Raw genomic sequence first — 26,548 nt, 5'->3', positions numbered from 1 at the left:
GACTTATTAAAAAAGTTTGTTATTAATGATCACTGTTAATAACTACAGTGGTGAAGTATGCCAAGAAATCCTCTTCATGGCGATCTGCAATCAAATCACCTGCCGTGAATGTTTAGCCTGCTTATTTTTCCTCTTCCTCCTAGGATGCGCCGCCAAGCACAGCTATACTCTTCCGCTCAATGCGGCAGTGAATCTGCCCCCTCGAAGTAATAATCACTCGTTGCAGCTATACGAACTGAAAGTATTACGAATCGAACAACCCTGAACCCTGTCAGTTGCCCTGTTGCAGCGGCGGGGTCTTGTGTTTTATCAGTAACGCGATCACTCAGATCGCCATGAAGGCAAGACTATCCAATGCGTCTGGACAAGTTTCTATCTCAGCAATTAGGTGTAAGCCGTGCGCTCGTTTTACGTGAGCTGCGCAACAAACGTGTCACCGTTGACGGCGAAATCGTCAAAACCGGCTCGATGAAAATCAGCGCTGAACAGCGCGTCGAGTTCGACGGCAATGTGCTGGATCTCATCACCGGCCCGCGTTATTTCATGCTTAACAAGCCGCAGGGTTACGTGTGTTCCACCGATGATCCGGATCATCCGACCGTTCTGTACTTCCTCGAAGAGCCGGTGGCGTACAAGCTTCATGCCGCAGGGCGTCTGGATATCGATACCACCGGTCTGGTGTTGATGACCGACGACGGCCAGTGGTCGCACCGCATCACTTCGCCGCGCCATCATTGCGAGAAAACCTATCTGGTTACGCTCGAAAATCCGCTGGCTGACGACACCGCCGCGCAGTTTGAAGCGGGCGTACAGCTGCACAATGAAGATTCCCTGACCAAACCGGCCAAACTCGAGCAAATCGAAGAGAATCTTGTGCGTCTGACCATCAGCGAAGGCCGTTACCATCAGGTGAAACGTATGTTTGCGGCAGTCGGTAACCGCGTGGTCGCGCTGCACCGTGAGCGGATCGGCGAAATCGTGATGGATGAAGATTTGGAACCGGGCCAGTACCGGCCTTTAACTGAGCAGGAAATTGCCAGCGTTGGCGTTCCCTCGCGATAGTTTTTCTGTTAACTGGAGCAGCTGAAAGTGCAAGAAAAACCGGTATCCCACATCGGACTGATTTTCATCCTGGGATTGATATCGATGCTGATGCCTTTGGCTATCGATATGTATCTGCCAAGCATGCCCGTTATCGCCGAGGAATATGGTGTGGCGGCGGGCAGCGTGCAAATGACGCTCAGCGCATATGTGCTGGGTTTTGCGATAGGGCAGCTGTTTTACGGACCGATGGCCGACAGCCTCGGGCGTAAGCCGGTTATCTTCTGGGGCGTGCTTATCTTTGCTGTGGCGGCCGGTGCCTGTGCGCTTGCGCAGTCCGTCGAACAGCTGGTGTGGATGCGTTTCTTGCACGGTTTAGCGGCGGCAGCGGCCAGTGTGGTCATTAACGCGCTGATGCGCGACATGTTTACCAAAGATGAATTCTCGCGAATGATGTCTTTTGTAGTGCTGGTGATGACCGTTGCGCCGCTGCTCGCACCGATGCTCGGAGGTCTGCTGATGGCGATTTTCAGCTGGCACGCGATTTTCTGGGCGATGGCGATTGCAGCGTTAATCGCCGCCACGCTGGTGGGCGTTTACATCAAGGAAACGCTGCCCAAAGAGCGGCGGCAAAAATTCCATCTGCGCACCACCGTTGGCAATTTCGTCTCCCTGTTCCGCCACAAGCGCGTATTGAGCTACATGCTGGCGAGTGGTTTCTCGTTCGCCGGAATGTTCTCTTTCCTCAGCGCCGGACCGTTTGTTTACATTGAGCTCAATCACGTTTCGCCGCAGCATTTCGGTTTCTACTTTGCGCTGAACATCGTGGCGCTGGTGATCCTGACGCTGATTAACAGCCGCAACGTGCGCCGTGCGGGCGCGGTGAAAATGTTCCGGTTCGGCCTGTTTGTTCAGCTGACGATGGGCATCTGGCTGCTGGTGGTGTGCGCGTTCGGGCTGCCGTTCTGGGCGATGGTGATTGGCGTGGCGGGCTATGTGGGCGTGATTGCGATGGTGACCTCCAACGCGATGGCGGTCATCATGGATGACTTCCCGCACATGGCGGGCACCGCGGCCTCTCTGGCCGGAACGATTCGTTTTGGCACCGGTGCGGCAATGGGTTCCGTGCTTTCGCTGTTTACCGCTAAAAGCGCCTGGCCGATGGTCGGTTCGATGGCGTTTTGCGTCATTGCTGCCACGTTGCTGTATCTCTACGCCAGCCGTCCGGCGAAAGTCACGGCGCATGCGCTGGCCGACTAAGGTTTTTCGTTTTGCTGCTCTGCATCACTCAGGTCGGAAATGACCTGAGTGACATCGTCAAGATGCCCAATCTGCACTTCACTGGTCCGGTTCAGTTTACTTTTATCAAGTAATAAAAGGCTCTGCGCCGCGCGCCGGAGCAGGGCGATTTTGTATTCCGCATTGCTGTCGTTGGAATCCCAGATAGCGCCAGCGGCGTCCACCGCCTCGCAGGAAAACAGAAACAGATCGATTTCCAGCGTTTTCAGCTGTGAGAACAGCGCCGGATTTACGTAACAGTCGTATTTGCGCAGAAGCCGGCCGCCGGAGCTGATGAGCTGAATATTCTGGCGTTTGGACAGTTCCCGGCACACGCGGGCGCTGTTGGTAAACACGGTGATGCCGATATCCGGCAACTGCCGCGCCAGCGACCAGCAGGTCGAGCTGGCATCGAGCGCAATCACCATTCCTTCATCAATCCACGACAGCGCCTGCCGGGCAATGTCCGCTTTCCGGCTCTGATGGCTTTTTTGCCGGACGCGGAAAGAATCCCCGCTGTCCTGCGTTTCCCGTTTAACGATCTTCGCCCAGCCGTGGCGGCGGATCAGCTGGCCCTGCGTTTGTAATTCCTGCAAGTCGCGGCGGATGGTTTCCCTGCTGACCTGTAAATGGCTGGCCAGATTTTCCGTGCTCTGGCTGCCCGTTTCGCGGATCAGTTGCAGGATGGCCTGATGACGCACAGCTTTCATTTTTTATTTTTCTCCCGGCAATGACGGCAATCCCGATTGACCGTTTTTAACATTTTGCGCTGAAACGGACACGCCAATGCGTGGCGGTTTGCGCGAATCGTTCCCTGAATACGGGATAATCAGAAGCCAGTCACATTTTTACCGCCCGGTCACCGGTCAGCGCCGCCTGCGTTACAAAATAAAGTGACAGAAACCAACAATACGCAGACCAAAACCGACGGGGCAAACATGAAAAGAGAACAGCTGGCTGAACAAATTATAGAAACCTGCCTGCAAATGACGCGCATGGGGCTGAATCAGGGAACGTCCGGCAATGTCAGCGTGCGTTATGGCGACGGAATGCTGATTACGCCAACCGGGATCCCGTATGAGGAGCTGACGCCACGGCAGATCGTCGAGGTCAGCGAAGACGGCAGACACGATCCGGCCAAAACACCGTCCAGCGAATGGCGTTTCCATCAGGCCATTTATCGCGCACGACCCGACGCACAGGCCGTTGTTCACAACCACGCGGTACATTGCACGGCGGTTTCCATTCTTAACCGGCCCATTCCGGCCATTCATTACATGATTGCGGCGACCGGCAGTACGGTGATCCCGTGCGCGCCGTACGCGATTTTCGGGTCGCAGGCGTTGTCTGATCATACAGAAGCGGCGATCAGACAATCCAAAGCGATTCTTCTGCAACACCACGGAATGATTGCCTGCGGCAGTAATTTGCAGAAAGCGCTCTGGCTGGCGCAGGAAGTTGAAGTGCTGGCGAGGCTTTATCTGATGCTGCTGCCGGTGACGCCGGAAGTACCGGTTCTGTCGGATGAAGCGATGGAAGCGGTACTGAATAAATTCCATCACTACGGAATTATTACTCGGGAAGAAGCCTGAAGGCTGAAATAAAAATGCCCGTCAGAATATGGCGGGCATCAGGGGATCCAAAAGTAATCAGTTCACGCCCTGCGCTTCCATTTGCTGGAGTTTGCGGGCTTTTTTGGCGCGGGCATATTCATCCGCCATGGCCTTGGCTTTTGCCCCCGGGATCAGCGCCATATCGCACTCTTTCGGCAACAGTGTAGTCACCAGCGCGGCAATCAGCAGGGATGCGACCAGTGCATAAATCGCCGTGCTCTGACCGTACAGACTGACTAACACGCCGACCAGATACGGACCGCAGAAACCGCCCAGATTCCCCAGACCGTTAATCACACCGCGTGCGCTGCCTGCCACTTCCGGCGTGGTGACTTTGCCCGGAATGGTCCAGAAGGCGCTGGTCGCGGCTTGCAGGAAGAAACCGGCACCGACCAGAAAACCGTAGGCCGCCATAATATTGTGACCAAACGCCACGGATGCGGCCAGACAGGCGGCGAAACCGCACAACGGCAGGGCGATAAACATGCGGCGTTTGCCGGTTTTATCGGACAACACGGACATCGCCAGGATCCCCAGCATGGTGCCCACATAAGGGATAATCGCCAGCATGCCGACTGAACTCATGTCGCCGCCGGTGAGGTTTTTCAGGATAGTCGGCAGCCACAGCGTGTAGCCGTAAATCCCGGTCTGATAGAAGAAGTTAATGACAATCAGTTTGACGATAGATTTATTGCGAAAGACCTCTTTGAGCGGCGCGTTATTGACCGGTGCCAGCGCCCGCAGTGCTTCGCGTTCACGGTTTAATTCGGTGACCAGATAATCGCGTTCGCGCTCAGACAGCCATTTCGCTTCTTCCGGACGGTCGCTGATGGTGAACCACCAGAACAGCATCACCACGAAAGATAATGCCCCTTCGATGATGAACAACCAGCGCCAGTCGAGCGTATCCAGGATCAGGCCGGACAGCGGCGCGGTAATCATCCCGCCGAGCGGCGCGAACATCAGCACATACGCATTGGCGCGGCCACGTTCTTTATCCGGGAACCAGTTGCTGACCATCGTCAGCACCACCGGCAACATCCCGCCTTCCGCCACACCCAGCGCAAAACGCAGGAACAGCAGCTGATACTGGTTAGTGATAAAGCCGGTCAGAATGGAGATCACCGCCCATGCAATCAGCGAGCAGGCGATGAATTTACGGCCGCTGCCGTGTACCGCCAGGCTTCCGCCGGGCACCTGTAAAAACAGATACCCGATGAAGAAGATACCGGCAGCCAGACCGGCCATTGATGCGGTGATACCTAATTCGGCATCCATTCCGCCGGGCATGGCAAAACTAATATTGACCCTGTCCATGAAGGAAATAATACAGGCGATAAGTATTGGGGCTATTACACGTAACCAGCGGGCCTTAGGAATTTTATTATTCATCGTCTTTCCTCTGTGTGCTTGTATCCGGCGATGACCTAATAAAAGCATTTTGAGGAAAGTATTTCGTGACAGGTGTCACGTTGAATTATGTTAAGAAAAGGTGTTACCTGCAACGTGATCCTGCACCGTAGTTGGCATGCAGGATGACAGGAAGGAAATAGCAGAAAAGGGCACGTTAAATCGTGCCGCCGAGGGAAATCCGGTAGTGCAAATCGACACGCTCAATGGTCGGCAGTTTTTTGATTTTTTTGAGCAATATTTCGGCGACAACCTTGCCCATTTCAAAGCGCGGAGTAATAACGCTGGCCAGCAACGGCGTGGTCGCCAGCCCGATATCCAGCCCGTGAAAACCTGAAATCGCCATGTCCTGCGGGACGCGGATGCCCAGTTTCAGACATTCCTGTAACACGCCGACGGCAATATCGTCGTTGGTACACAAAATTGCATTGGTGTGCGGATACAGCTGGCGCGCCATCGATAACATTCCGGCGCCGATAGACACCGATGAAACCTTATTCGGGGTGATATGCACCGGCGTCAGCCCGCGTTCAGTCATTGCCCGGCTGTAGCCCTGATAGCGTTTCTGGTCACGCGCGTCTGACATCGAACCGAAATACACCGCATGCTCCTTGCCGCTGGCGAGCAGCGTATTCGCCATGTCATATCCGGCTTGCTGATTATCAAAACCTACCGCAATACGGCCATTCTGATCGTCGAGATCCATCACCTGAGCGACAGGAATTTCAGCCGCATTCAGATACTTATCGGCTTTGAGCGTATGCACGGAATCCGTGAGGATCAGCCCTGCCAGCTGATAACCGAGCAGATTGATAATGTGCTCTTCTTCGCGGTCCTTGCTGTAATCATAATTCACCACCAGCGTCTGGTAGCCCTGCGCGGACGTCACGGACTCAATACCGGCCAGCAAATCGGAGAAAATCTGATTGTTAAAAGAGGGCACCAGAATGCCGATGCGCGGCGCTTTGGCCGGTCCGCGGGCTTCTTCCAGCGGATAACCGACTTCTTCCATGACTTTGGTGATGCGTTCGCGGGTTTCAGGAGAGACTTTTTCCGGCGTGCGCAGAAAACGGCTGACCGTCATCTTGGTAACATCCGCCAGTTGGGCGATGTCCTGTAATGTCACGCGCTGGTTTCTCATGCGGGTTTCCCTGATTATTTCCCAAAATATACCCGATTATTGAAACAGAAAGCGCCGGAGATTGTTATCAAAATGATGATGATCACATCGGGAGTAACAGGGTTTTTTAACATCCTCCAAGGTGATCTGCATCACAGTTTGGCCGCCGGTAAACCGTTGTAGTGGGGCTAACTTTTCATAAGCAGCTTTTTAATAAGGCCAACGTCATGACAAATCTCTTCTCCCTGGATAATAAAAAGATTCTGGTCACCGGTTCTACGCGCGGTCTGGGTTTCCTGCTGGCGAAAGGGCTGGCGCAGCACGGGGCGGAAATTATCGTCAACGGCACGCAGCAGGAATCGACACAAAAGGCCGCTGAAGCGCTGCGTGCGGAAGGGTTTATCGCACACGCTGTGTCATTTGATGTCACGAACAGCCAGGCAGTGAATCAGGCGATTGACCATATCGAAAAGGCCATTGGCCCGATTGATGTGCTGGTGAATAACGCGGGGATCCAGCGTCGCCACAAATTTACCGATTTCCCGGAAAAAGACTGGGACGACGTGATTGCGGTGAATCAGAAGTCTGTTTTCCTGGTGTCGCAGGCAGTTGCGCGTTACATGATCCAGCGTGAGCGCGGCAAGATCATCAATATCGGTTCGATGCAAAGTGAGCTGGGCCGCGACACCATTACGCCGTACGCTGCCTCCAAAGGTGCGGTGAAAATGCTGACGCGCGGGATGTGCGTCGAACTGGCGCGCTACAATATTCAGGTGAACGGCATTGCGCCGGGCTATTTCAAAACCGACATGACGCAGGCGCTGGTCGATAACAAAGAGTTTTCCGAATGGCTGTGCAAACGCACGCCAGCCGCGCGCTGGGGCAACCCGGAAGAGCTGGTCGGCGGTGCGGTTTATCTGTCATCCAGGGCGTCAGATTTCGTGAATGGTCATTTACTCTTTATCGATGGCGGCATGCTGGCCGCCGTTTAGTATAGGAAAATTATGAGCAAAATCGCACTGGTCACCGGCGGTGGCAGCGGTATCGGGCTGAGCGCTGCGAAATCGCTGGCGGGTATTGGGTTTACGGTCATTCTGGCGGGGCGCAATACGGAAAAACTGGCGCAGGCCGTGGCACAGTTTGCACCGGGACAAGCGGTGGCGCGTCAGCTGGATGTCACCAGCCCGCAGTCGGTCGCCGCGCTGTTTGCAGATATTCAGGAAACCTTCGGGCGGCTGGATTTATTGTTTAATAACGCCGGGAATAACGTGAAAGATGTGCCCATTGATGAGCTTGCGGTGGAAGACTGGCTTTCGGTGATCAACACTAATCTGACCGGCGCATTTTTGTGTACGCAGGCGGCGGTCAAACTGATGAAACAGCAGTCTCCGCAGGGTGGCCGCATTATCAATAACGGCTCTGTTTCGGCGCTGTCGCCGCGTCCGAATTCCGCGCCATATACCGCCAGCAAACACGCCATTACCGGGCTGACCAAATCCACGGCACTTGATGGCCGCGCATTCAATATTGCGTGCGGACAGATTGACGTCGGCAACGCCGCAACGGATATGGGCAATAAAGCGCTGGCAGGCAGGATGCAGGCCGACGGGCATATTGCCGAAGAGCCGGTCATTGCGGTGGAGCGCGTCGGTGAAGCCGTGGCTTTTATGGCCGGATTGCCGCCGGGCACCAACGTTCTGACCATGACGGTGATGGCCAGCGCGATGCCGCTGGTCGGACGGGGGTAACGCTTTTCGCATTCAAAAAAAACGGCCCGAATCGGGCCGTTTTGCATTTCATCTTTCGTGATTATGCTTTTCTGACTTTACGCTTTCTGCCGAGCCAGAAAATCAGCACCAGCAGAATGATCACGCCGATGATCATCGCCGGCGCCATGAAAGGTTGCAGTTTTGCCAGAAGTGTCACCGGGCCGCCTGCGCGTAATACCGCCACATCCTGCACGCTGACCTGAACGCCTGCGTTGCCGTAGTTTTTCAACACATAGTTGGAGATATCCGCAATCTGCTGATCGTCGAGCTGACCGACGTACGAACCCACGCCAAATTTTGGCATCAGAACATGATGGTCGCCCACCTGGCGATCGACGCCGTAAAGAATGGCGGAAATCAGGTTAGACGCATTTCCGAGGCCGGTCGCGGTGTTGTTAAACAGCGACGGATACGCCTGATTTTTGCTGCCTGAGCCGTCCGGCTGGTGGCAGCTGGCGCAATACCCGCTGAACAATGCCGCGCCGTTGTCGATGGTTTTATTCGCGTTAAACGGATGTGCGCCGCGCAGGCCGTCTTCCACATTTACCGGCTTACCGAAGGTGTCTGCCGCCTGTGTATCGCGCGGATCGCGAACCGGCGTGCTGTTTTTCAGGTAGTAGGCAATTGCGTTCAGATCGGTGTCAGACATGTATTGCAGACTGTTTTGCACCGCCTCCGCCATACCGCCCGCGGCCTGATTTTTCCCGGCGGTCCGGCCTGTTTTCAGGTATTCCACCAGCTGAGCCTGCGACCAGTTGCCAATGCCGCTGACCGGATCAGAACTGATGTTCGGCGCGTACCACGGGCCGACCATGCCGCCCGCCAGCGGTTTATCCGTCACCGAACCCATCATCAGATTACGCGGCGTATGGCACGTGTCGCAGTGTCCGGCACCGTTCACCAGATACGCACCCCGGTTCCATTGCTCACTTTTGGTCGGATCCGGCTTAAACGGCGTGCTGTCGAGATACATCAGATTCCAGCCCGCCATCGCAATACGCATGTTAAACGGGAACGGCAGGGCAGTTTCAGTATTCGGCTGTTCGACCGGTTTCACACCTTGCTGGAAATAAACATACAGCGCGTGCATATCGGCATCGCTCATATGGCTGTAAGAGGTGTACGGCATGGCCGGATACAGATTTGCACCGTCCGGACGCACACCTTCGCGCACAGCGCGGGTGAACTGTTCTTCGGTGTAATTCCCGATACCAAACTGCTTCGACGGCGTGATGTTGGTGGTGTAAATCGTGCCCATCGGCGAATGGATTTCATATCCGCCCGCGAACGGCTTTCCACCCTCAGGTGCCGTATGACAAGCCTGACAGTCTGCGGCCGTCGCGACTTCCTGGCCCTGGCGGACGAGTTCTGCCTCGTTGTCCTGTGCAACGGCAAAACCGCTCAGGGACGCAGTTAACAGGCAGGCGGTGAGAAGTTTTTTCATGCTGCACCTGCCAGTTTTTTCGACATATCGTCTGCGGCTTTCAGCGCCAGCGCAGCCATGGTTAGCGTACTGTTCACTACGCTGGACGACGGGATTGCGCCGCCACCCGGTAACCACAGGTTGGCATGATCGTGAGTCCGGCAATCGCCGTTCACCACGGAATCCTTCGGATCGTTGCCCATAATCGTGCCACCCATGATGTGGTTGTTGGCGTTCAGGCTGGTGGTGATGTTGAATTCTTCCGCCATAAACAGCGAGCCGATGTGCTCAAGTTGTTTATGCGCCGCTTCCGCGCCTTTACGCACGTAATCGCCGACGTCGTAATGAATATCCGGGCAGGGTAAACCGTGCGGATCTTTACGGGTTTTGCTCAGCGTCAGGCGGTTATCCGGATCCGGCAACGGCTCCAGGCTGATGGACAAGTCCACGCCGAAGATAGAACGGCGGCGGATTTCTTCGTCCAGCTCCTGACCCACCAGCCCCATCTGCAACGCTTTGGACGTTGCCGGGATCACGCGGCTGATGTTGTTGAGGATCATTTTGTTGGCGGAATAATCTTTGCGGAAATCACCGTCGCGCGGGCCGACCAGACAGCTGCTTTGCGCCGGGCCACGGCCAATCCACAGCGGTTCTTTAGCGATGAACGTACAGTGGAAACCGGAGTGGTCCATCATGTTACGGCCCACGTGATCAGAGGAGTTGGCGATGCCGTTCGGGTTTTTGTCGTTGGCTGCCATCAGCAGCAGACGCGGAGTCTCGATGCCGTTACAAGCCAGCGCGAACACTTTGCCGGTCGCTTTGTGGGATTTTTTCTGATTATCCAGCCAGTGAACCGCCGTCACATTGTTATTTTCGTCGGTATCAATCTTGTAAACCACGGCCTCGGCCAGCACCACGGCGCCTTTGTTTTCGGCGCGTTCGACGTGTGCGATACCGTTGTACATCGCACCTATCGGGCAGATCGGCTGACAGTTATTATTGCCGCAACAGGTCGGGCGGCCATTCCACGGACGGGTGCTGCGTCCTTGCGGGATTGGCACCGAGCGGTAACCGTGCGGGTTCACAATCTCGGCAAAACGTGTATCGCCATAGCCGTAAGGAACCTGTTCCATCGGGTAAGGCTTGCTGCGTTCAGAAGGGGATTGCAGTTCAGGATCGTTCGGGCCTGCAACGCCGATTTCTTCTTCTGCGCGGCAGTAATAAGGTTCGAGCTCGTCATACGAAATCGGCCAGTCGCGGCCCACGCCGTACAGCGTTTTCATTTTGAAATCGTTCGGGACGTGACGCCAGCAGGACGCCGCCCAGTGCCAGGTCGTGCCGCCTACGGTGCGCAGATAGCCTTGTTTAAAGCTGCCCGCACTGGGTCCGGTCAGATGAACGTAGTTATTTTCCGGGAAATACAGCGGGGCCGGGGCATTTTCTGACTGCGGGTACAGTCCCTGGAAATCTGAACCTGCACGGTTTTCAAAAGGCATATTGCGCCAGTTTTCGACGGCCTGCGCACGTTCGATGCGTAAACCGGCTTCCAGCACCAGAACGGAATAACCTTCGCTGACCAGTTGATCGGCAATCATGCCGCCCACGACGCCGGAACCGACAACAATCACATCAGCAGACGCATCGCCGTCTGCGGTAAATACGGGTTTTTTCATCAGGCTTTGCTCACATCAGATTCAGAAATACGGGTAAAACGATCGGCGTTCATGGACTCAGGCATCGCGGCATCAGGCGGAGCGGCGGTGAAGTACAGCGGGCCGTTACCGCAGTAGGTCGGCACAATCAGACCGTCGCTCACCGGGCGATACATCAGCGCATCTTTATACGAAATCAAAATGGAATCGGTTCCATGTCCGACCGTGCCGGTATACCAGGCTGTGACGATGCTCGTCACCAGTTCGCCCAGACCGTTCTGCTGCGCGGCTTTCTGCAAATCTTTCGCAGCCTGCCCCGGTTTAACCAGTGCATGCAGTTTGCTGACCTGAGCCGGGAAGTCAGTCTGAGAGCGGAAGAAGGCATTGAAAATCTGGGCTGAAGTTCCTTCACTGATATTTTTATGCTCGGTGATGGCCTGTGATACCAGATAGAACTGGCCGAAGATGACCGGCGACTGCGTGGCTGTTTCTTTCTCCGCCTGGCTCAGGAAGGGAAAGCCGAGAAGGGTTGTTGCGACCATCGCGGAGGTCAGCCCTTTCAGCAGTTCGCGACGACTGAAACCGGTTCCATTTTCGGTGTTATTGCTTGCCATGATTGAAGGATCGTTTTCCATCTCATTTCTCGCTGGGATTGGGTGTGAGCTAAATAACTCAGGATTTGCTTATCTGATTCTTATTATATGTCGCTAATGTCGAGACTTATCAGCAGGTTGATGATGCCCTGTGGTCTCTGCGATAGGGTATACCAGTAATAACGATGCGGATGATAAGCCAAAGAAGAAGAAATTGTGCAAACAAATTGTGCGGATTTATTAACATTAGATCCAGATTTTAACGTATGATGCGACGCCGTAAATTTTGTAACCAACTGGTTCATTTCAAAATGAAATTAACACCATCAAGAGCGGTGTGAAAAGTCAGGATTGATTTTAACTGACTGATTTAATGCTTTTTATTGACGTTAATGAGAAGACTAATAACATTGATTTGTATATTAAATGTAAATAAAAATGCAATAATAAGTAGCGGCATTTGATTAAAATGGTTGTGAATCAAGACTAAAAAGGTTACAAATAAACCAAAATGAGATCTGCCTCTCAGATTCATCGGGAGCAGTCATAAAAATAGCTGGGTCTGTGAGCTTGCACTGGAATGACGTTAATTTAATGTTAATTATTTGAGCAAGAAGTGGGCAAAGCAAAGTCTGTCGGCTATAACTTAATCCGTGTAGTTGTAGCTATTTTGTAAAAATATCGTGTAGATGATTGGTTAACATCATTGTCTGGGGAACCACGTGAATAATATTCAACTTTCGGTAGTACATCGTTTGCCGCAAAGTTATCGCTGGTTGTCAGGTTTTGCCGGTATCAAAGTTGAACCGATTCCGCTGCCTGGTAACGATGAAGATAACAATCTGATCGGCCTGAAACTGCTCAGCCATGAGGGTGAATTCGCCTGGCAGGTGATGCATCAGTTATCTGATGCCTTAGAAGATATTCAGGTTAAAGCGGCGATTGTTGAAATCGACGGCGAACCGTGTTTATTCGTCCATCGTGAAGATGAAAGCGCGACCCTTTGCTGCCTGAAAAATATCGGCGCGGCGATCGCGGAATCTGTCACCGCACTTTATCCCTTCTGAAACGCCTGATAACAACGTCAGGCGGTTTGCTCCTGCGAATCGAACGCATCTGATGCACTCAGCAATTCACGGGTGTAAGCCTGCTGCGGCGCGGTAAAAATCTGCTCGCAATCTCCCTGTTCGACCACTTCCCCGTTCCTGAGCACCAAAAGCTGGTGACATAAAGACCGGACGACATGTAAATCATGGCTGATAAACAGATAAGTCAGGCCGTGGCGTTGCTGAAGTTCGCTCAGAATCGCCAGAATCTGCGCCTGTACCGATTTATCCAGAGACGATGTCGGTTCATCCAGAATCAGCATTTCAGGCTGTAAAATCAGGGCGCGGGCAATAGCAATACGCTGGCGCTGACCGCCGGAGAATTCAGTCGGATAACGGTGACGGCTCTGCGGATCCAGTCCGACTTCCTGCATCGCCCGTATCACTTCCTGTTCGCGCTCCTGCGCACTCACTTTCCGGTGAACCAGCAAACCTTCCGCAATAATCTGCTCCACGGTAAACCGCGGGTTCAGCGCTGAGAAAGGGTCCTGAAACACGACCTGTATCCGGCTACGGAAGGGCAGCATTTGCTTGCGCGAAAACGTGTGCAGCGGCTGGCCATCAAACCAGATTTCGCCCTGAGATTTCATCAGGCGTAAAAGCGCCAGCCCGGTCGTGCTCTTCCCTGAACCTGATTCACCCACTACGCCCAGACTTTCGCCGCGACGCAGCTGAAAGCTCACCTGATTAACGGCGTGTTTAACGCCGACGGTGCGGCGCAGCAGGCCGCGCCTGACGGGAAAGCCCACATCCAGGTTTTTCACGTCTAGCAAAACGGCAGGTTCACCTTTCAGCGGCTGCGGGCGCCCCTGCGGTTCGGCCTGTAAAAGGTGTTGCGTGTAAGGATGCTGAGGCTGGCTGAATAGCGTGGCGCGCGGCTGCTGCTCCACCAGACGCCCTTGTTGCATCACGGCAACGTTATCCGCCAGACGCCGCACGATGCGCAGGTTGTGGGTGATAAAAAGCATCGCCATGCCCATTTCCTGCTTAAGGTCGTCGAGCAGGGACAAAATCTGGGCCTGAACGGACACGTCCAGCGCCGTTGTCGGTTCATCGGCAATCAGCAGTTTTGGCTTTGTCAGCACCGCCATGGCGATCATGACACGCTGGCGTTCGCCGCCTGAAAGCTGATGCGGGAAATCCCGCAGACGGGAAGCCGCCTGGCGGATACCCACACGATCAAGGCAGCTTAGGATTTCGCTCCGCGCCGCATCACCCCGCAGGCCACGATGCAGCGTAAGCACCTCGGTGAGTTGCTTTTCAAGTGTATGCAGCGGATTGAGTGAAACCATCGGTTCCTGAAAAATCATCGAAATCTGGTTGCCACGGATCTGTCGCAGGGTCGAGCCATCGGCTTTGAGCAGCGACCGGCCTTCAAAGAGAATATCCCCTTGCGGATAGACGGCGACAGAAGGCAGCAGGCGCAGCACGGACAGCGCGGTCACACTTTTGCCAGAACCGGATTCTCCCACCAGCGCCAGCGTTTCGCCCGCATGAATATTCAGGGAAACATCGCTGACCACTTCACGCTGCTGATTTCCCTGACGGAAAGCCACGCTCAGGTTGCGGATTTGCAGTAAAGAGTCCGTCATCTCAGAGCGCCTCGCCGTGATGTGCAGAAGGGTTGAAGGCGTCACGGACCGCTTCACCGATGAAAATCAGCAAGGACAACAGGGACGCCAGCACGACAAATGCGCTGATGCCCAGCCACGGTGCCTGCAAATTATTTTTGCCTTCCATCAGTAATGTGCCCAGCGAAGGCGAACCCAGCGGCAATCCGAAACCGAGGAAATCCAGCGACGTCAGCGTGGTGATGGAACCGCAAAGAATAAACGGCAGATATGTCAGCGTGGCGACCATTGCATTGGGCAGCATATGACGCCACATGATGGCCCGGTCGCTGACGCCCATCGCCTGCGCGGCGCGGATGTAATCAAAATTACGGGTGCGCAGGAATTCGGCGCGCACGACGCTCACCAGCGTCATCCAGCCCGAAAGCACGGTAATCAGCAACAGCCACCAGAAGTTGGGCTGCACCACGCTGGCCAGAATAATGATCAGGAACAGCGTCGGAATGCTGGACCACACTTCGATAAAACGCTGCCCGAGCAGGTCGATAAGCCCGCCGTAATAACCCTGCGTGGCACCGGCAATAATGCCGATCACCGAGGTCAGGACGGTGAGGAAAATGCCGAAGAACAGCGAAATCCGTAAGCCATAAAGGATCTGCGCCAGCACGTCGTGCCCGTTGCTGTCGGTGCCCAGCCAGTTTTTCGCCGAAGGCGGGGAAGGGAAGGGCTGCGTGGTCGAGAAATTAATCGAGTTATAACTGCTGCGCACCGGTGCCCAGATGGCCCAGCCGTGATCTTCAAGCTGTTTGAGCACAAACGGATCCTGATAATCCGCCGGCGTTTCCAGCTCACCGCCAAACGTGGTTTCACTGTAATTCACCATAAAAGGCACATACCAGTGCCCCTGATAACGCGCCAGCAGCGGCTTGTCGTTGGCGAGAACGTCGGACAGCAGCACCAGAACCAGCAAAACCATAAAGATCCACAGGGACCAGAATCCTCGCCGGTTTTGGCAAAAACGTGCCCAGCGCGCCTGAGTGACTGTGCTGAGTTTGAAGAGTCTCACGGTCATCAGTGACGGCCCTCGAAGTCGATACGCGGATCAACCAGCGTGTAAGTGATGTCGCTGACGATATTGAGCAGTAATCCAATCAGCGTGAAAACGTAAAGCGTGCCAAAAATCACCGGGAAGTCGCGCTGGACGATGGCGTCATAGCCCAGCAATCCTAAGCCTTGCAGGGAAAACATGACTTCAATCAGCAGGGAACCGGTGAAAAACATGCTGATGAACGTGGCCGGGAAACCGGCAATCACCAGCAGCATGGCGTTGCGAAAGACATGGCGGTACAAGATCTGCTTTTCGTTCAGCCCTTTCGCCCGCGCGGTCACGACGTACTGTTTGCTCACTTCATCCATAAAGGAGTTCTTGGTCAGCATGGTCAGCGTCGCGAAACCGCCAATGACCGTCGCCAGCACCGGTAATGTGACATGCCAGAGATAGTCGGTGATTTTCCCGTACCACGGCAGCGTGTCGAAATTAGGCGACGTCAGGCCGCGCAGCGGGAACCAGTCGAGATAACTGCCGCCGGTAAACAGAACAATCAGCAGGATGGCAAACAAAAACGAAGGCACGGCGTAGCCGATGATAATAAAGGAGCTGCTCCAGGTATCAAACCGTGAACCGTTGCGCACCGCTTTGCGGATCCCCAGCGGAATCGACACCAGATAAATAATCAGCGTGCTCCACAAACCAATACTGACAGACACCGGCAACGCGCTTTTCACCAGCCCCATGACGGTTGAACCGCGAAACAGGCTGTCGCCAAAATCAAAGCGCACATAGCTGGAGAGCATTTCGAAATAGCGGACGTGCAGTGGTTTATCAAACCCAAAGCGATGGGTAATTTCTGCGATAACTTCAGGGTCCAGCCCGCGTGCACCGCGATACTGGCCTTCGCCAAACTGGGCCACGCCGGGTGACGCTTTTCCGTTACCGCTGTTACCGGCAGAATTCGGCAGCCCGCTGGATTGTCCCATTTCTATCGCCGCTATGGCCTGATCTACCGGGCCGCCGGGCGCAATCTGCACGATAAAAAAGTTGATTGTAATGATGGCCCAAAGCGTTGGGATCACCAGAAGCAGTCGTCTTAAGAGATAAGCGGCCACATTGTGCTCCTCAACGGCGTTGTGCAGGCAGACGCGCTGCACGGTTCATGTCATACCACCACGTATCCAGCTCCAGACCGTTGGCCGGAGCGATCGCAGGCATCGAGAATTTATCCCAATAGGCATAGCGTTCGTGATGGGTATACCACATCGGGATCATATACATATTCCAGGTCAGCACCCGGTCCAAAGCATGGCCGAGCGACAGCAGCGCGTCCGGTTTACCCTGGTTAGCGGCAATCTCATCGGTGAGTTTGTCGATGGCCGGATCGCTGACCCCCGGTTTGTTGTAGGTGGAATCCAGATATTTGGTGTTCCAGTAAATCTGTAAATCGCTGCTCGGGTAAGACATCGCCGGATAAACCGTCGGGATCATGTCGTAATCGCGCTGGCGCATGCGGCGGACAAACTGAGAATTGTCGACTTCACGAATCGACATTTTGATGCCCAGACGCTGCAAATTATGCTGGAACGGCAGGACATACTGCGAGTTACCGCCGCCGGGCAGCAGGAGTTCAAAGGTAAACGGCTTGCCGGTTTTGCTGTTGACCAGCACCTGATTTCTGACTTCCCAGCCGGCTTCTTTCAGCAGCCCCGTCGCCTTCAGCAGATTTGCCCGGTCATTACCGGTGCCGTCAGTGCGCGGCGGCTTATACAGCGTGCTGAACACTTCAGCCGGAATCTGATTCTTGAGCGGCCCGAGCCACGCAAGTTCTGCTACGTTCGGGTAATCTTTCGCGGCGTACTCCGTATTCTGGAAATAACTGTCAACGCGCTGATAGGCATCGAAGTAAAGTGCCCGGTTCATCCAGTCGAAATCAAAGGCCAGCGTCAGGGCTTCGCGCACCTTGCGGTCGGCAAACTGAGGGCGGTGAATGTTGAACGCCAGCCAGCGCGTATCCTGCGCCGCCTGATTTTCCTCATCGGCCTTCACGATAAAGTTTTTGCTGAAATTACCGCCCTGATATTGCGTAGACCAGTTCTTTGGTGAGGTTTCCATACGGAAATCAAATGCACCGGATTTGAAAGCTTCAAGGGCGACGTTATCGTCAAGATAGTAGTCGTAGCGGATCGTATCGAAATTATAACGACCCCGGTTAACCGGAAGATTGGCGGCCCAGTAATCCGGCACGCGCGAGTAAGTGATGTACTGGCCAAGCTTGTAATCACTAATGCGATATGGGCCACTGCCCAGCGGTGGCGTGCTCAGCGGCTCATTGAATTTATGTTTTTCCCAGAATGCTTTGGGCAGGATCGGCAGGCCGAGCAGCCCCAGCATCATGTCTTTGTCAGCCTTCGGCAGCACCATGCGTACCGTCAGCCGCGATATGGCTTTGACTTCCACACCCTTGTAAACCACGCGGAACTGCGGAACGCCTTCCGTCATGAATTTTTTGAACGTGAATTCGACGTCGCTGGCGGTGATCGGCGTGTTGTCATTGAAACGGGCGCGGGGATTGATATCCACTTCGACCCAGCGGTACTGGCTGTCGTAACGGGCAGAATCGGCAATCAGCGGATAGTAGCTGCCGATTTCATCACTTGATGTCGTGAAAAGCGGGTCATACAGTGAACCGCTGCGCACCGCCGGATTACCGCGGGAAGCGAAACGGTTGAAATTGTCATAAGTGCCGATGGCAGCCAGCGTGATCTGCCCTCCCTTCGGCGCGGCGGGATTGACGTAGTCAAAACTGGTGAAGTTTGAGACATATTTCGGTTCGCCTAAAATTGCGAACGCGTAGCTGTCTTGTATGACCTCGGCCTGTGCGCTGAGACTCAGCAGGCACAGCGCAACGGCAAACACGCGAGAAAACATCCTGGATCTGCACTCCTGTGATGACGACAGCATGGCGCGGACATGATCGCCGCAGGCTATTGTTCAGTGGTAATCAATTGATCGCTAAGACCTTGTAACACACCAGCCTCAGGTTTCATCCCTGATTTCGGCCTTTTTATCACACTCATGGGCAGACGGCGAAGAGAAAAATGGAACAAAAAATACAGTGCTGATACAGATTAAATCTGGTAAGTCGCTTCTTTCTCATTGAAATCGCGGATGAAATTCATCAGTTCACCGACGCCCAGCGGTTTGCTGTACAGATATCCCTGAAGATAGGTGACGCCGTGATTGCGCAGATATTGCGACTGCAACTCGGTTTCAACGCCTTCTGCCACGGTCTTGAGTTTCAGCTCTTCGGTGAGCTTGAGGACGGTATCCAGCACTGGCGCAATCAGCGTTTTCTGGTCAATGGACATCACGAATCCACGATCAATTTTCAGGTAATCAAGCGTGAACTTTTCCAGATAAATCAGGGCGCTGTGCCCGGTGCCGAAATCATCAATGGCAATCTCAATGTTGTGGTGGCGCAGCCAGTTGAATTCCCGCAGTGCGCCTTCGGTATCGATCATTCCCCGTTCGGTAATTTCAAAAATCACCTGAAATGCGTTTTCCGGTAATGCCTCGATGAAATTCAGCACGTCGTCATGGAAGCTGACCCTGCTCATGTGGTGCGGGGAAATATTAATGCTGAGTTTAGATTTTTCAGGTAAAGCGTGTTGCAGCTGGTGTGCGTCGGCGGCGACCATCGACATCATATGCTGGGTCAGTTCGACAATCAGACCCTGCGTTTCGGCGTAACCGATAAAGATATCCGGCGGAATGCGCCCTTCAATCGGATGCTGCCAGCGCAACAGGGCTTCCAGGCCGGTGACTTTCAAACTTCTGGATTCAATGACCGGCTGGTATTCCACGAAGAATTCTTTGTTTTTAAGGCCGCGGAGAATTTCACGTTCGACGTTGTGCCGGTTAAGCAGGCTGAAATAGATCAGCGCGCACACCAGCAGGCTGAGCAGCAATCCGCCGAGCAGGGTGAAACGAATGTTGTCGCCGGTCAGGGAAGGGGAGTAAAGGCGCAGCGTGAACGGGAGATCGCCGGGGTTCACTTCAGTGAAATGGCTTTGAGGCAGCTTACTGACCTGAACCAGCCCTTCCTCGGAAGAAATCAGCGCGCTGTCGCCGATAAGCAGTGCAAAACCGCGATAACCTGTGCCGGGCAACGCAAAAAGCATATAAGGCGAGAGAGTCAGTTCCAGCGTGGCAATCACGCCATCGTTCGATATGCCGGGATTACGCTGCCAGACAATGATCACTGGCCGATTGGGCACTGCCGGGGTGCCCATTTGCAGGTCGATGCTCATCATTTTATCGAAATCAATATCGTGAAGTGAATGTGTGGCCGAAATGTTCTGGTTACCGGAAGCAGAAGAACAGAAAACCATGCCGTTGCGCACCAGCTGGAAATCGCGGACAGCAATGCTGAATGCGGCCTCGCGGTTAATTTCACTGGCAACGGAAGGGCAGGATTCCGACGTCAGCAGACCAATCCTGCGCATAGTGTCGGTGAGCTGATGAAAATAGCGGGAACTGAATTCTGAGGTTCTTTCGGCAATCTGCCCCTGTTCGCGGGCATTGTTGGCTTTGATCACGGTCAGCGTGACGATAATAAACAGAATAAAGAATAACACTGAAAAAAGGAGGCTTCGTATCAAATAACGGCGCTTGGGCAATACGGTGTGTGTCAGCGCCGTTCGTAAACCCATGTGTTTTGCCCTTTTTCTCGCCAAAGAAATAAAAGTATAACGTAGTTAAAAAACACCAGACCCTTAATACACTTTATTACAGGCATAAAAAAACGCCATCCGGAGATGACGTTTTTTTATTCGCTTGGTATAGGACAACAAGAATTAAATCATGGGGTAACGGAATCAGCCGTTAGCCAGAACTCTTCTTGCTTCGCGGTACCGTTTATTCCAGTAAGTCTCGTTCAAATTCGAAATCATCACACCTGCGCTGGTGGAAGCATGAACGAACTGATCATTACCTAAATAAATTCCGACGTGGCGCCCTGTTGAGCCCGCACCGAACAATACCAGATCACCCGGGCGTAGTTTAGAACGCTGGATTTTCTTACCTTTTTCTTCCTGTTCATACGTCGAACGTGGAAGGTCCATACCAAATTGTTCGCGGAATGTTACCTGGACGAACGCTGAGCAATCGATACCACGCTTGCTGTCACCGCCTAACCGATAACGAACGCCTTTCCAGCCAGCGTACTGATCCATAATTTTGGATTTAACGTTGACGTTACGAACCATTGCTTCGAATTCATCCTGAGAGGCTTGCAGTAGAAGACCGTCTTTGTCATTTACTGCACGCATATCAGTTTGTGCGTTTTCTGTGTTCGAAGAATGTGTACCACTACACGCAGAAAGAATAATTGCTGCGCCAATCGCGGGAATCAGCCGCGTGATATATCTCAGAAACGGTTGAGACTTGACCATTATTGTTGTTATCCCTTGCTGTCCTTAACGATGAAATCGTTATTAAAATTACCAAACCAAGCGAGACTACCTGCCGCGATCAGATGGGACAAACACCTAACGGGCAAAATGTGCGTCAGAGCACGTTTTTTCCTTCAAACCGGGTGTTTTTGCCACATTTCTGTTCAAGCGTTTTGGAGATTACCGTAATGAATAAGGGATTGCGAGAGGTTTTACGGGATTTTTTATAAGAAATTGTGATGTAAGCTGATGTAAGTAAAGATGTTAAAAACGATGGGTGATTTTTATGCTAATTTGGGTTAAATCCGCATCACAAGCGGGTTTTCAAGCCATAATTTAGCAAAGTATATCTGGGAATTGTCTGGAAAAAAGATCATGCAGAACAAAACGTTCTGCATGATCATAATTAAATTATATGTATGGAAAAATCAGGCTGGCGTATTAGGACTTTTTTTACCGGGGAGTTTTCTCTCCAGCCAGTTAATCAGCAAATCACTGGCGGGCGTCATCAGCCACCAGCTTGCCCCGACCAGCACCACAGACAGTGAACCTACCGCGATATCCGTAAACCAGTGCGCCCCGATCATCACGCGCGGCAGCGAGAAGATGGCGGTGATCACCAGTGCAATCACAAATGCCGTCTTACTCAGATAGCGCAACATGAAGCAGGAGAAAATAATCAGCATCATGCCGTGGTCGCCCGGGAAGCTGTCTGCGGACGAATCTTTGGTCGGGATCCCGGTCAGCTGGCTGACGCGATTAACGCCCTCAAAGCTCAGCGACGGGCTCTTATGGCTGACCGGCAGCAAATGCCCGAGCTGATTGAGTACCACGGCGGTGAGCAGCATCACAAAACCAATAATGACGTAACGGCGGCGGCCGGCGGTGTCTTGTTTCAGGAAGTAGCTCAGATAAAGCACCCCCATTGCCAGCAGGGAAATCACGTCGAAAGCCCGGTTATTGGTCACCGCGACCAGATGCAGGAACCAGGCGTCCGTCGTCAGGTGACGGTTAAAGAAGAAGAAAATCGATTTATCAATCGGGAACCAGAAACCGTGGTTTGCAGGTAAATAGAAAGATAAGAAAAGAGCAACGCCTAATACGTTGAGTATCAGGATTGCTGGAATATTTCGGCGCCACATAGCAGGAAGCCCTATTGTTAGCAGGATAAGTATTAATTTAGTCAGCGTTAACTTAATCGGTTGAACTTAAACGAACCTTCAACAAAGTGGATTGTAATGTGTTCCATTGTGCTTTATCGCGAGTAATCAGCTCAATTCTGCTGTCTGAGGGCGCCATTGGTTTGGTTTCAATTCTCAGGTCATTACCCTGACGATTTACCAGCAACGTCCCCTCTTTAATACGCAGAATGCCTTTCACACGGTCAACCGGTGCCTGACGCGCCCAGTCGAGAATACCTGCGGTATCAAAGACGGTTTCAGCATCAAAAATCCACCCGCAGCTGGTGTAACCGTCGGCTTCGTTCAACGCACGACGCCAGCGCTGTGTTTCCGGCAGGCTCAGTGCGGCCAGCCCGCGCACCGGGGCGTGCGCATGATGATGCTTACCCGCGGGTAATTCGGCCTGATTCAGACGCGGTAAATCGAGCAGCGCCGGGTCAATCTCACCCTGAACGGCAGTCACCAGCTGACGTCCGCCGCCGTTCAGGCTAAACCATGCTTCCAGCGCCTGATTATCCTGCGCCTGCGCCACATCGGATTTATTGGCAATAATGACGTCTGCTGAAGCGAGCTGATCGCGGAAGTTTTCATTACCGATGACGCGCTGATCGCTTAACTGGCGGGGATCAATCAGGCATAACGTCGCGTTGAGCGTCAGCCAGTTTTTGTAAACCTCAGACGTTAATAAAGAAAGGATCTGCTTCGGATGGCCCAGCCCGGTAGGTTCAATCAGCAGACGATCAGGTTTTGCCTGTTGCAATAACATATTGAGACCCACCTGCATCGGCAGGCCGTTCACGCAACACATGCATCCGCCGGGAATTTCTTTGAGCACTGCGCCGCTGTCCGCCAGCAATGCCCCGTCAATCCCGACTTCCCCAAATTCATTTACCAATACAGCCCATTTTTCTCCCTCAGGCTTCTGAGCCAGCAGATGGCGCAGCGTCGTCGTTTTGCCGCTGCCCAGAAAGCCGGTGATCAGGTTGGTTTTGGTCATTTTCATGCATCCTTTAAATAAATTTACACGCCAATGTGCAATGACGACTTAAGAAAATCCAGCGTTGTGCCGATGGATAACATGGATTGCTTAGTTTCGACGTCGCGGCACTCAATTATTTTTAGCGGACCGGTGCTAATTGGTTTAGATGTATTAATGTTAAATGGATGTATCGTGAATTTTAAAAATGTAAATTCAAATGAGGTGTTGCCATGAACAGGATCAAATGGGTACTGTTTTTGGGAGTTTTGGCCTCAGGGATGATGCAGTACGCCAGCGCGGGATCAACCGGTACTATCCATTTTTATGGCGCAATTGTTGAAAGTGGCTGTAACTTCAAAACCGGTGGAAATAAGCTTGTCAGCAGTTGTGAGCGGGGCGCTGCGAAAGTCACGCAGGCGCGTCAGATCAGCGCGACGAATCCACTTTCTTTCAGCCTGCCACTGTCTTTAGGCCACGTGACGACACAACAGGTGAACAACAATCCTCATCTGGCGCTGATGACGGTGTCGTATAACTGAATTTGTGAAAAACGATGAGCATTTCTGATTAGTTCATCACCGGTCATTTCTGCACAGACAGTATCAGCGTTAAGTGGCCCGACAACTTTGAAAACTGGCTGACCCAATTTTGATCGGGTCGTCAGTTTTCCCCTCTGGTTCTTCCCCTTTGTGCCCACATGTTATAATTTCCCCTCCTGTATCAGGCATCCGGAGCGCTGAAAAAAGCCGTTTCAGGTGTAGGACCAATTTCATAGCATCACCAGCGGGGCGACATTATGCGACTTTATCAGGAGATTGGCGGCCATCTGCGCCGTGATATCCATGCCGGAAAATACGCCCCTGGCGACCGCCTTCCTCCGGAACGTGATATTGCTGAGTTTTACTCGGTGAGCCGCAGCGTGGTGCGTGAAGCACTGATTATGCTGGAACTTGAGAAGGTCGTTGATGTCCGCAAAGGTTCCGGCGTTTACGTGTTGCACCAGACCGATGTGTTGCCGCAGGAAGATGCAGACAGGGGTTACGGCCCGTTTGAACTGTTGCAGGCGCGGCAGTTGCTGGAAAGTGAAGTGGCGGCATTTGCGGCCATGCAGGCCACCAAAACCGACATTCTTCAAATGCGTGATGCGATTGAAGCGCAGCGAAGTTGTATTGCGCGTGGTGTTTCGGATGATGTGGAAGATCAGCGTTTCCACGCCCTGCTGGCGCAGGCATCGCAAAACAGCGTACTGGTAAAACTGGTGGACGATTTATGGCAGATTCGCCAGCGCAGCTCTATGTGGGAAGGGATCCACCAGCACGTCGGGGATAAAAACTACAGCCAGATATGGCTGCTGGACCATCAGGCGATCCTTCAGGCGGTTTTACGCCGTGATGCCAAAGCCGCGAAACAGGCCATGTGGCAGCATCTGGAAAATGTAAAAGATATGCTGCTGAAAGTCTCGGATGCCGATGACCCGTCTTTTGACGGCTTCCTTTTTTCGTCAGTGCCTTCGGAACTGAATGACTGATTCTGCTCTACAATAAGAAACGGCTGCCGGAGCAGCCGTTTTTTTATACGGTGGATTTTCAGCCCATGTATTTCGCGACGGTTTTCTTCGCGCCAACCCTTTGCAGGTCGGCGTAAGCATTCAGGATGGCCTGCACCACTTTTTCTTCCTGCGGCAATTGCTCACCGAATACGCCCGTCAGCGCAAGCAGCGCTTTCACACGCGGTTCGCCATCAGCGGTAGACGACACGATTTCAGCCAGAGTTTCAGCCATTGGATCTTTAATCTCGATAGGCTGACCCGCATCATCCGTTCCGCCGATATAACGCATCCAGCCCGCAACGCCGAGCGCCAGTAACTCGTAAGAACCGCCGTTTTTCACATGCCAGCGGATGGAGTCGAGCATACGTTGCGGAAGCTTCATTGTTCCGTCCATGGCGATTTGCCAGGTGCGGTGTTTCAGCGCCGTGTTGCAGTAACGGGCAATCAGGCTGTCGGCATAAGCGGTGAGATCGACACCTTCTACGCTCAGCGTCGGTGCCTGTTCTGACAGCATCAGGCGATGGGCTGCTGCTTTATAATTCGCATCTTCCATGCAATCGTTGATGTGCTGATAACCGGCCAGATAACCGAGATAGGCCAGGAATGAGTGGCTGCCGTTCAGCATCCGCAGTTTCATCTGTTCAAACGGCAGAACGTCGGAAACCATCTGCGCACCGGCTTTTTCCCAGTCAGGGCGGCCGGCAACAAAGTGATCTTCCACCACCCACTGAATGAACGGTTCGCAGGCAATGCCGCACGGGTCAGTCACGCCGCCCAGCGCTTCGGTGATTTCTTCCAGCGTGGTGTCCGTGGCCGCCGGAACGATACGGTCAACCATGGTGCTTGGGAAAGAAACGTTCTCAGTGATCCACTTCGCCAGTTCAGATGAGCGGGCTTTCGCCATACCCAGAACGGCGTTTTTGACCACCAGACCATTTTCAGGAATATTGTCGCAACACAGTACGGTAAAGCCAGGCAGGCCGCGCTCATGACGCAGACGCAGGGCTTCCACTAACACGCCGGGCGCTGTGCAGGGCGCCTGACCACCGGCCAGATCCTGCTGAATTTTTGGATTTTGCAGATCCAGCTCGCCGGAGCCGGGTTCAATGCAATAGCCTTTTTCGGTGATGGTCAGTGAAACAATTGCTACTTGTGGCTCGGTCAGTTTCGCCAGCACGGCATCCAGCCCGTCAATCCCGCCGTGGACCGACTCATGCGCTGAGCCGACGATAATGGCCTGATTTCCTTCGGCACCTTTTTCCAGCACGGTAAAAAGATGATCCTGCCCGCGTAAGCTTTTGATTAATGACTCATTGCCAAACAGGCTGACTTCACAGATTCCCCAGTCGCCACCTTGCTGGTTTAACACCCGGTTGGTCAGCAATGCCTGATGGGCGCGATGGAAAGCACCAAATCCGAGATGAACAATGCGGCTTTTCAATGCGTCACGATCATAACCAGGTAATGACACTGCTGCTGGCAGGGACGCTGTGGCAATAGTTTTCATGCAATACTCCAGGCAAGTCAGAAATAAGGAAATTGGTCAGGCCAAATTGGGGCTGTTTACCCGTAAACTGAAAAGTATGCTGGATAAAGCGACGATTTAAGCCGAAATCAGGCTTTAGAGTGTAAAGTCATATGATAGAAAGGGGAATTGGTAAGTCCAGACAGCCACTCGTTTTGTGATACAGATCGAGTGTCTGAGATATTTGTGATGAGAAATGCGGGGCAAAAAAAAGGAACGCCGTGGCGTTCC

23 protein-coding genes are annotated in these 26,548 nt (G+C 53.3%); 8 read left to right on the top strand and 15 right to left on the bottom strand.

Annotated features, from left to right (window positions below):
* The first annotated feature begins 354 nt into the window (after positions 1 to 354).
* Together rsuA and GW579_RS07015 are read left to right on the top strand one after the other, a co-directional pair.
* Positions 355 to 1,062: a 16S rRNA pseudouridine(516) synthase RsuA gene (gene rsuA / locus GW579_RS07020; protein ID WP_152324331.1), complete on the top strand. Its 708-nt coding sequence runs from the start codon at positions 355 to 357 to the stop codon at positions 1,060 to 1,062.
* Positions 1,063 to 1,089: 27 nt separating this feature from the next.
* A complete protein-coding gene (locus tag GW579_RS07015; protein WP_165058246.1) occupies positions 1,090 to 2,301 on the top strand; it encodes a Bcr/CflA family multidrug efflux MFS transporter in 1,212 nt (403 codons plus the stop codon).
* Here GW579_RS07015 and fucR read toward each other — a convergent pair.
* Complete coding sequence (fucR, locus tag GW579_RS07010) at positions 2,298 to 3,029, bottom strand: L-fucose operon activator (RefSeq protein WP_165058244.1); 732 nt, start codon at positions 3,027 to 3,029, stop codon at positions 2,298 to 2,300. The two genes, GW579_RS07015 and fucR, sit on opposite strands and share 4 nt — an antisense overlap.
* 228 nt (positions 3,030 to 3,257) lie before the next feature.
* Here fucR and GW579_RS07005 point away from each other — a divergent pair, with 228 nt between their 5' ends.
* The gene (locus GW579_RS07005) at positions 3,258 to 3,911 is read left to right on the top strand and encodes an L-fuculose-phosphate aldolase (protein ID WP_165058234.1); all 654 of its coding nucleotides are present in this window, start codon (positions 3,258 to 3,260) and stop codon (positions 3,909 to 3,911) included.
* A gap of 57 nt (positions 3,912 to 3,968) precedes the next feature.
* On the opposite strand, the gene GW579_RS07000 is transcribed toward GW579_RS07005, so the two are convergent.
* Positions 3,969 to 5,324 carry an MFS transporter gene (locus tag GW579_RS07000; RefSeq protein WP_165058233.1) on the bottom strand — a complete coding sequence of 452 codons (1,356 nt, stop codon included), beginning with the start codon at positions 5,322 to 5,324 and terminating at the stop codon, positions 3,969 to 3,971.
* Positions 5,325 to 5,499: 175 nt separating this feature from the next.
* Positions 5,500 to 6,483: a LacI family DNA-binding transcriptional regulator gene (locus GW579_RS06995; protein WP_165058231.1), complete on the bottom strand. Its 984-nt coding sequence runs from the start codon at positions 6,481 to 6,483 to the stop codon at positions 5,500 to 5,502.
* A 206-nt stretch (positions 6,484 to 6,689) separates the two neighbouring features.
* On the opposite strand from GW579_RS06995, the gene idnO reads away from it, so the two are divergent.
* Entirely contained in the window at positions 6,690 to 7,454 is a 765-nt protein-coding gene (idnO, locus tag GW579_RS06990) for a gluconate 5-dehydrogenase (RefSeq protein WP_152324325.1), read from the top strand.
* A 12-nt stretch (positions 7,455 to 7,466) separates the two neighbouring features.
* The gene (locus GW579_RS06985; protein WP_152324324.1) at positions 7,467 to 8,210 is read left to right on the top strand and encodes an SDR family oxidoreductase; all 744 of its coding nucleotides are present in this window, start codon (positions 7,467 to 7,469) and stop codon (positions 8,208 to 8,210) included.
* Positions 8,211 to 8,271: 61 nt separating this feature from the next.
* On the opposite strand, the gene GW579_RS06980 is transcribed toward GW579_RS06985, so the two are convergent.
* From GW579_RS06980 to GW579_RS06970, 3 genes are read right to left on the bottom strand one after another with little or no spacing between them, the layout of a single operon-like run.
* Entirely contained in the window at positions 8,272 to 9,675 is a 1,404-nt protein-coding gene (locus GW579_RS06980; RefSeq protein WP_165058229.1) for a cytochrome c, read from the bottom strand.
* Positions 9,672 to 11,327 carry a GMC family oxidoreductase gene (locus tag GW579_RS06975; protein ID WP_152324322.1) on the bottom strand — a complete coding sequence of 552 codons (1,656 nt, stop codon included), beginning with the start codon at positions 11,325 to 11,327 and terminating at the stop codon, positions 9,672 to 9,674. The genes GW579_RS06980 and GW579_RS06975 overlap by 4 nt, the downstream gene beginning before the upstream one ends.
* Positions 11,327 to 11,941 (bottom strand): sorbitol dehydrogenase family protein, encoded by a 615-nt coding sequence (locus tag GW579_RS06970; RefSeq protein ID WP_165058227.1) that lies wholly within the window; start codon positions 11,939 to 11,941, stop codon positions 11,327 to 11,329. Before GW579_RS06970 ends, GW579_RS06975 begins: the two co-directional genes overlap by 1 nt.
* Before the next feature lie 680 nt (positions 11,942 to 12,621).
* Between GW579_RS06970 and GW579_RS06965 the strand changes: the two genes are divergently transcribed.
* A complete protein-coding gene (locus GW579_RS06965; protein WP_165058226.1) occupies positions 12,622 to 12,966 on the top strand; it encodes a YejG family protein in 345 nt (114 codons plus the stop codon).
* A gap of 17 nt (positions 12,967 to 12,983) precedes the next feature.
* Here GW579_RS06965 and yejF read toward each other — a convergent pair whose 3' ends face one another.
* The 8 genes from yejF to GW579_RS06925 form a co-directional block, all read right to left on the bottom strand.
* Entirely contained in the window at positions 12,984 to 14,597 is a 1,614-nt protein-coding gene (gene yejF / locus GW579_RS06960) for a microcin C ABC transporter ATP-binding protein YejF (RefSeq protein WP_152324320.1), read from the bottom strand.
* Position 14,598: 1 nt separating this feature from the next.
* On the bottom strand, positions 14,599 to 15,648 hold the full coding sequence (locus GW579_RS06955) for an ABC transporter permease (protein WP_165058224.1): 1,050 nt from the start codon (positions 15,646 to 15,648) through the stop codon (positions 14,599 to 14,601).
* Entirely contained in the window at positions 15,648 to 16,742 is a 1,095-nt protein-coding gene (gene yejB, locus GW579_RS06950) for a microcin C ABC transporter permease YejB (RefSeq protein WP_165058222.1), read from the bottom strand. Before yejB ends, GW579_RS06955 begins: the two co-directional genes overlap by 1 nt.
* 10 nt (positions 16,743 to 16,752) lie before the next feature.
* Complete coding sequence (locus GW579_RS06945; RefSeq protein ID WP_165058221.1) at positions 16,753 to 18,558, bottom strand: extracellular solute-binding protein; 1,806 nt, start codon at positions 18,556 to 18,558, stop codon at positions 16,753 to 16,755.
* A 200-nt stretch (positions 18,559 to 18,758) separates the two neighbouring features.
* Positions 18,759 to 20,342, bottom strand: a complete 1,584-nt coding sequence (locus GW579_RS06940) for a cyclic di-GMP phosphodiesterase (protein WP_235937319.1) — start codon at positions 20,340 to 20,342, stop codon at positions 18,759 to 18,761.
* A gap of 165 nt (positions 20,343 to 20,507) precedes the next feature.
* Positions 20,508 to 21,083, bottom strand: a complete 576-nt coding sequence (gene mepS / locus GW579_RS06935; protein WP_152324316.1) for a bifunctional murein DD-endopeptidase/murein LD-carboxypeptidase — start codon at positions 21,081 to 21,083, stop codon at positions 20,508 to 20,510.
* A 428-nt stretch (positions 21,084 to 21,511) separates the two neighbouring features.
* The gene (locus tag GW579_RS06930; protein ID WP_165058219.1) at positions 21,512 to 22,225 is read right to left on the bottom strand and encodes a phosphatase PAP2 family protein; all 714 of its coding nucleotides are present in this window, start codon (positions 22,223 to 22,225) and stop codon (positions 21,512 to 21,514) included.
* Positions 22,226 to 22,277: 52 nt separating this feature from the next.
* Positions 22,278 to 23,261, bottom strand: coding sequence for a CobW family GTP-binding protein (locus GW579_RS06925; protein ID WP_165058217.1), 984 nt, complete (start codon positions 23,259 to 23,261; stop codon positions 22,278 to 22,280).
* Between the two features lie 212 nt (positions 23,262 to 23,473).
* Between GW579_RS06925 and GW579_RS06920 the strand changes: the two genes are divergently transcribed.
* Both GW579_RS06920 and GW579_RS06915 read left to right on the top strand, forming a co-directional pair.
* Entirely contained in the window at positions 23,474 to 23,782 is a 309-nt protein-coding gene (locus tag GW579_RS06920; protein WP_152324313.1) for a hypothetical protein, read from the top strand.
* Positions 23,783 to 24,039: 257 nt separating this feature from the next.
* A complete protein-coding gene (locus GW579_RS06915; RefSeq protein WP_152324312.1) occupies positions 24,040 to 24,771 on the top strand; it encodes an FCD domain-containing protein in 732 nt (243 codons plus the stop codon).
* 58 nt (positions 24,772 to 24,829) lie between these two features.
* Here the strand turns inward: GW579_RS06915 and GW579_RS06910 are convergent, their stop codons facing one another.
* A complete protein-coding gene (locus GW579_RS06910) occupies positions 24,830 to 26,299 on the bottom strand; it encodes a mannitol dehydrogenase family protein (protein ID WP_165058215.1) in 1,470 nt (489 codons plus the stop codon).
* Positions 26,300 to 26,548 lie beyond the last annotated feature (249 nt).

It is taken from the genome of Rahnella contaminans (assembly GCF_011065485.1).
Taxonomy (GTDB): Bacteria; Pseudomonadota; Gammaproteobacteria; order Enterobacterales; family Enterobacteriaceae; genus Rahnella; species Rahnella contaminans.
This window is presented reverse-complemented; position numbering and strand designations above follow the sequence as displayed.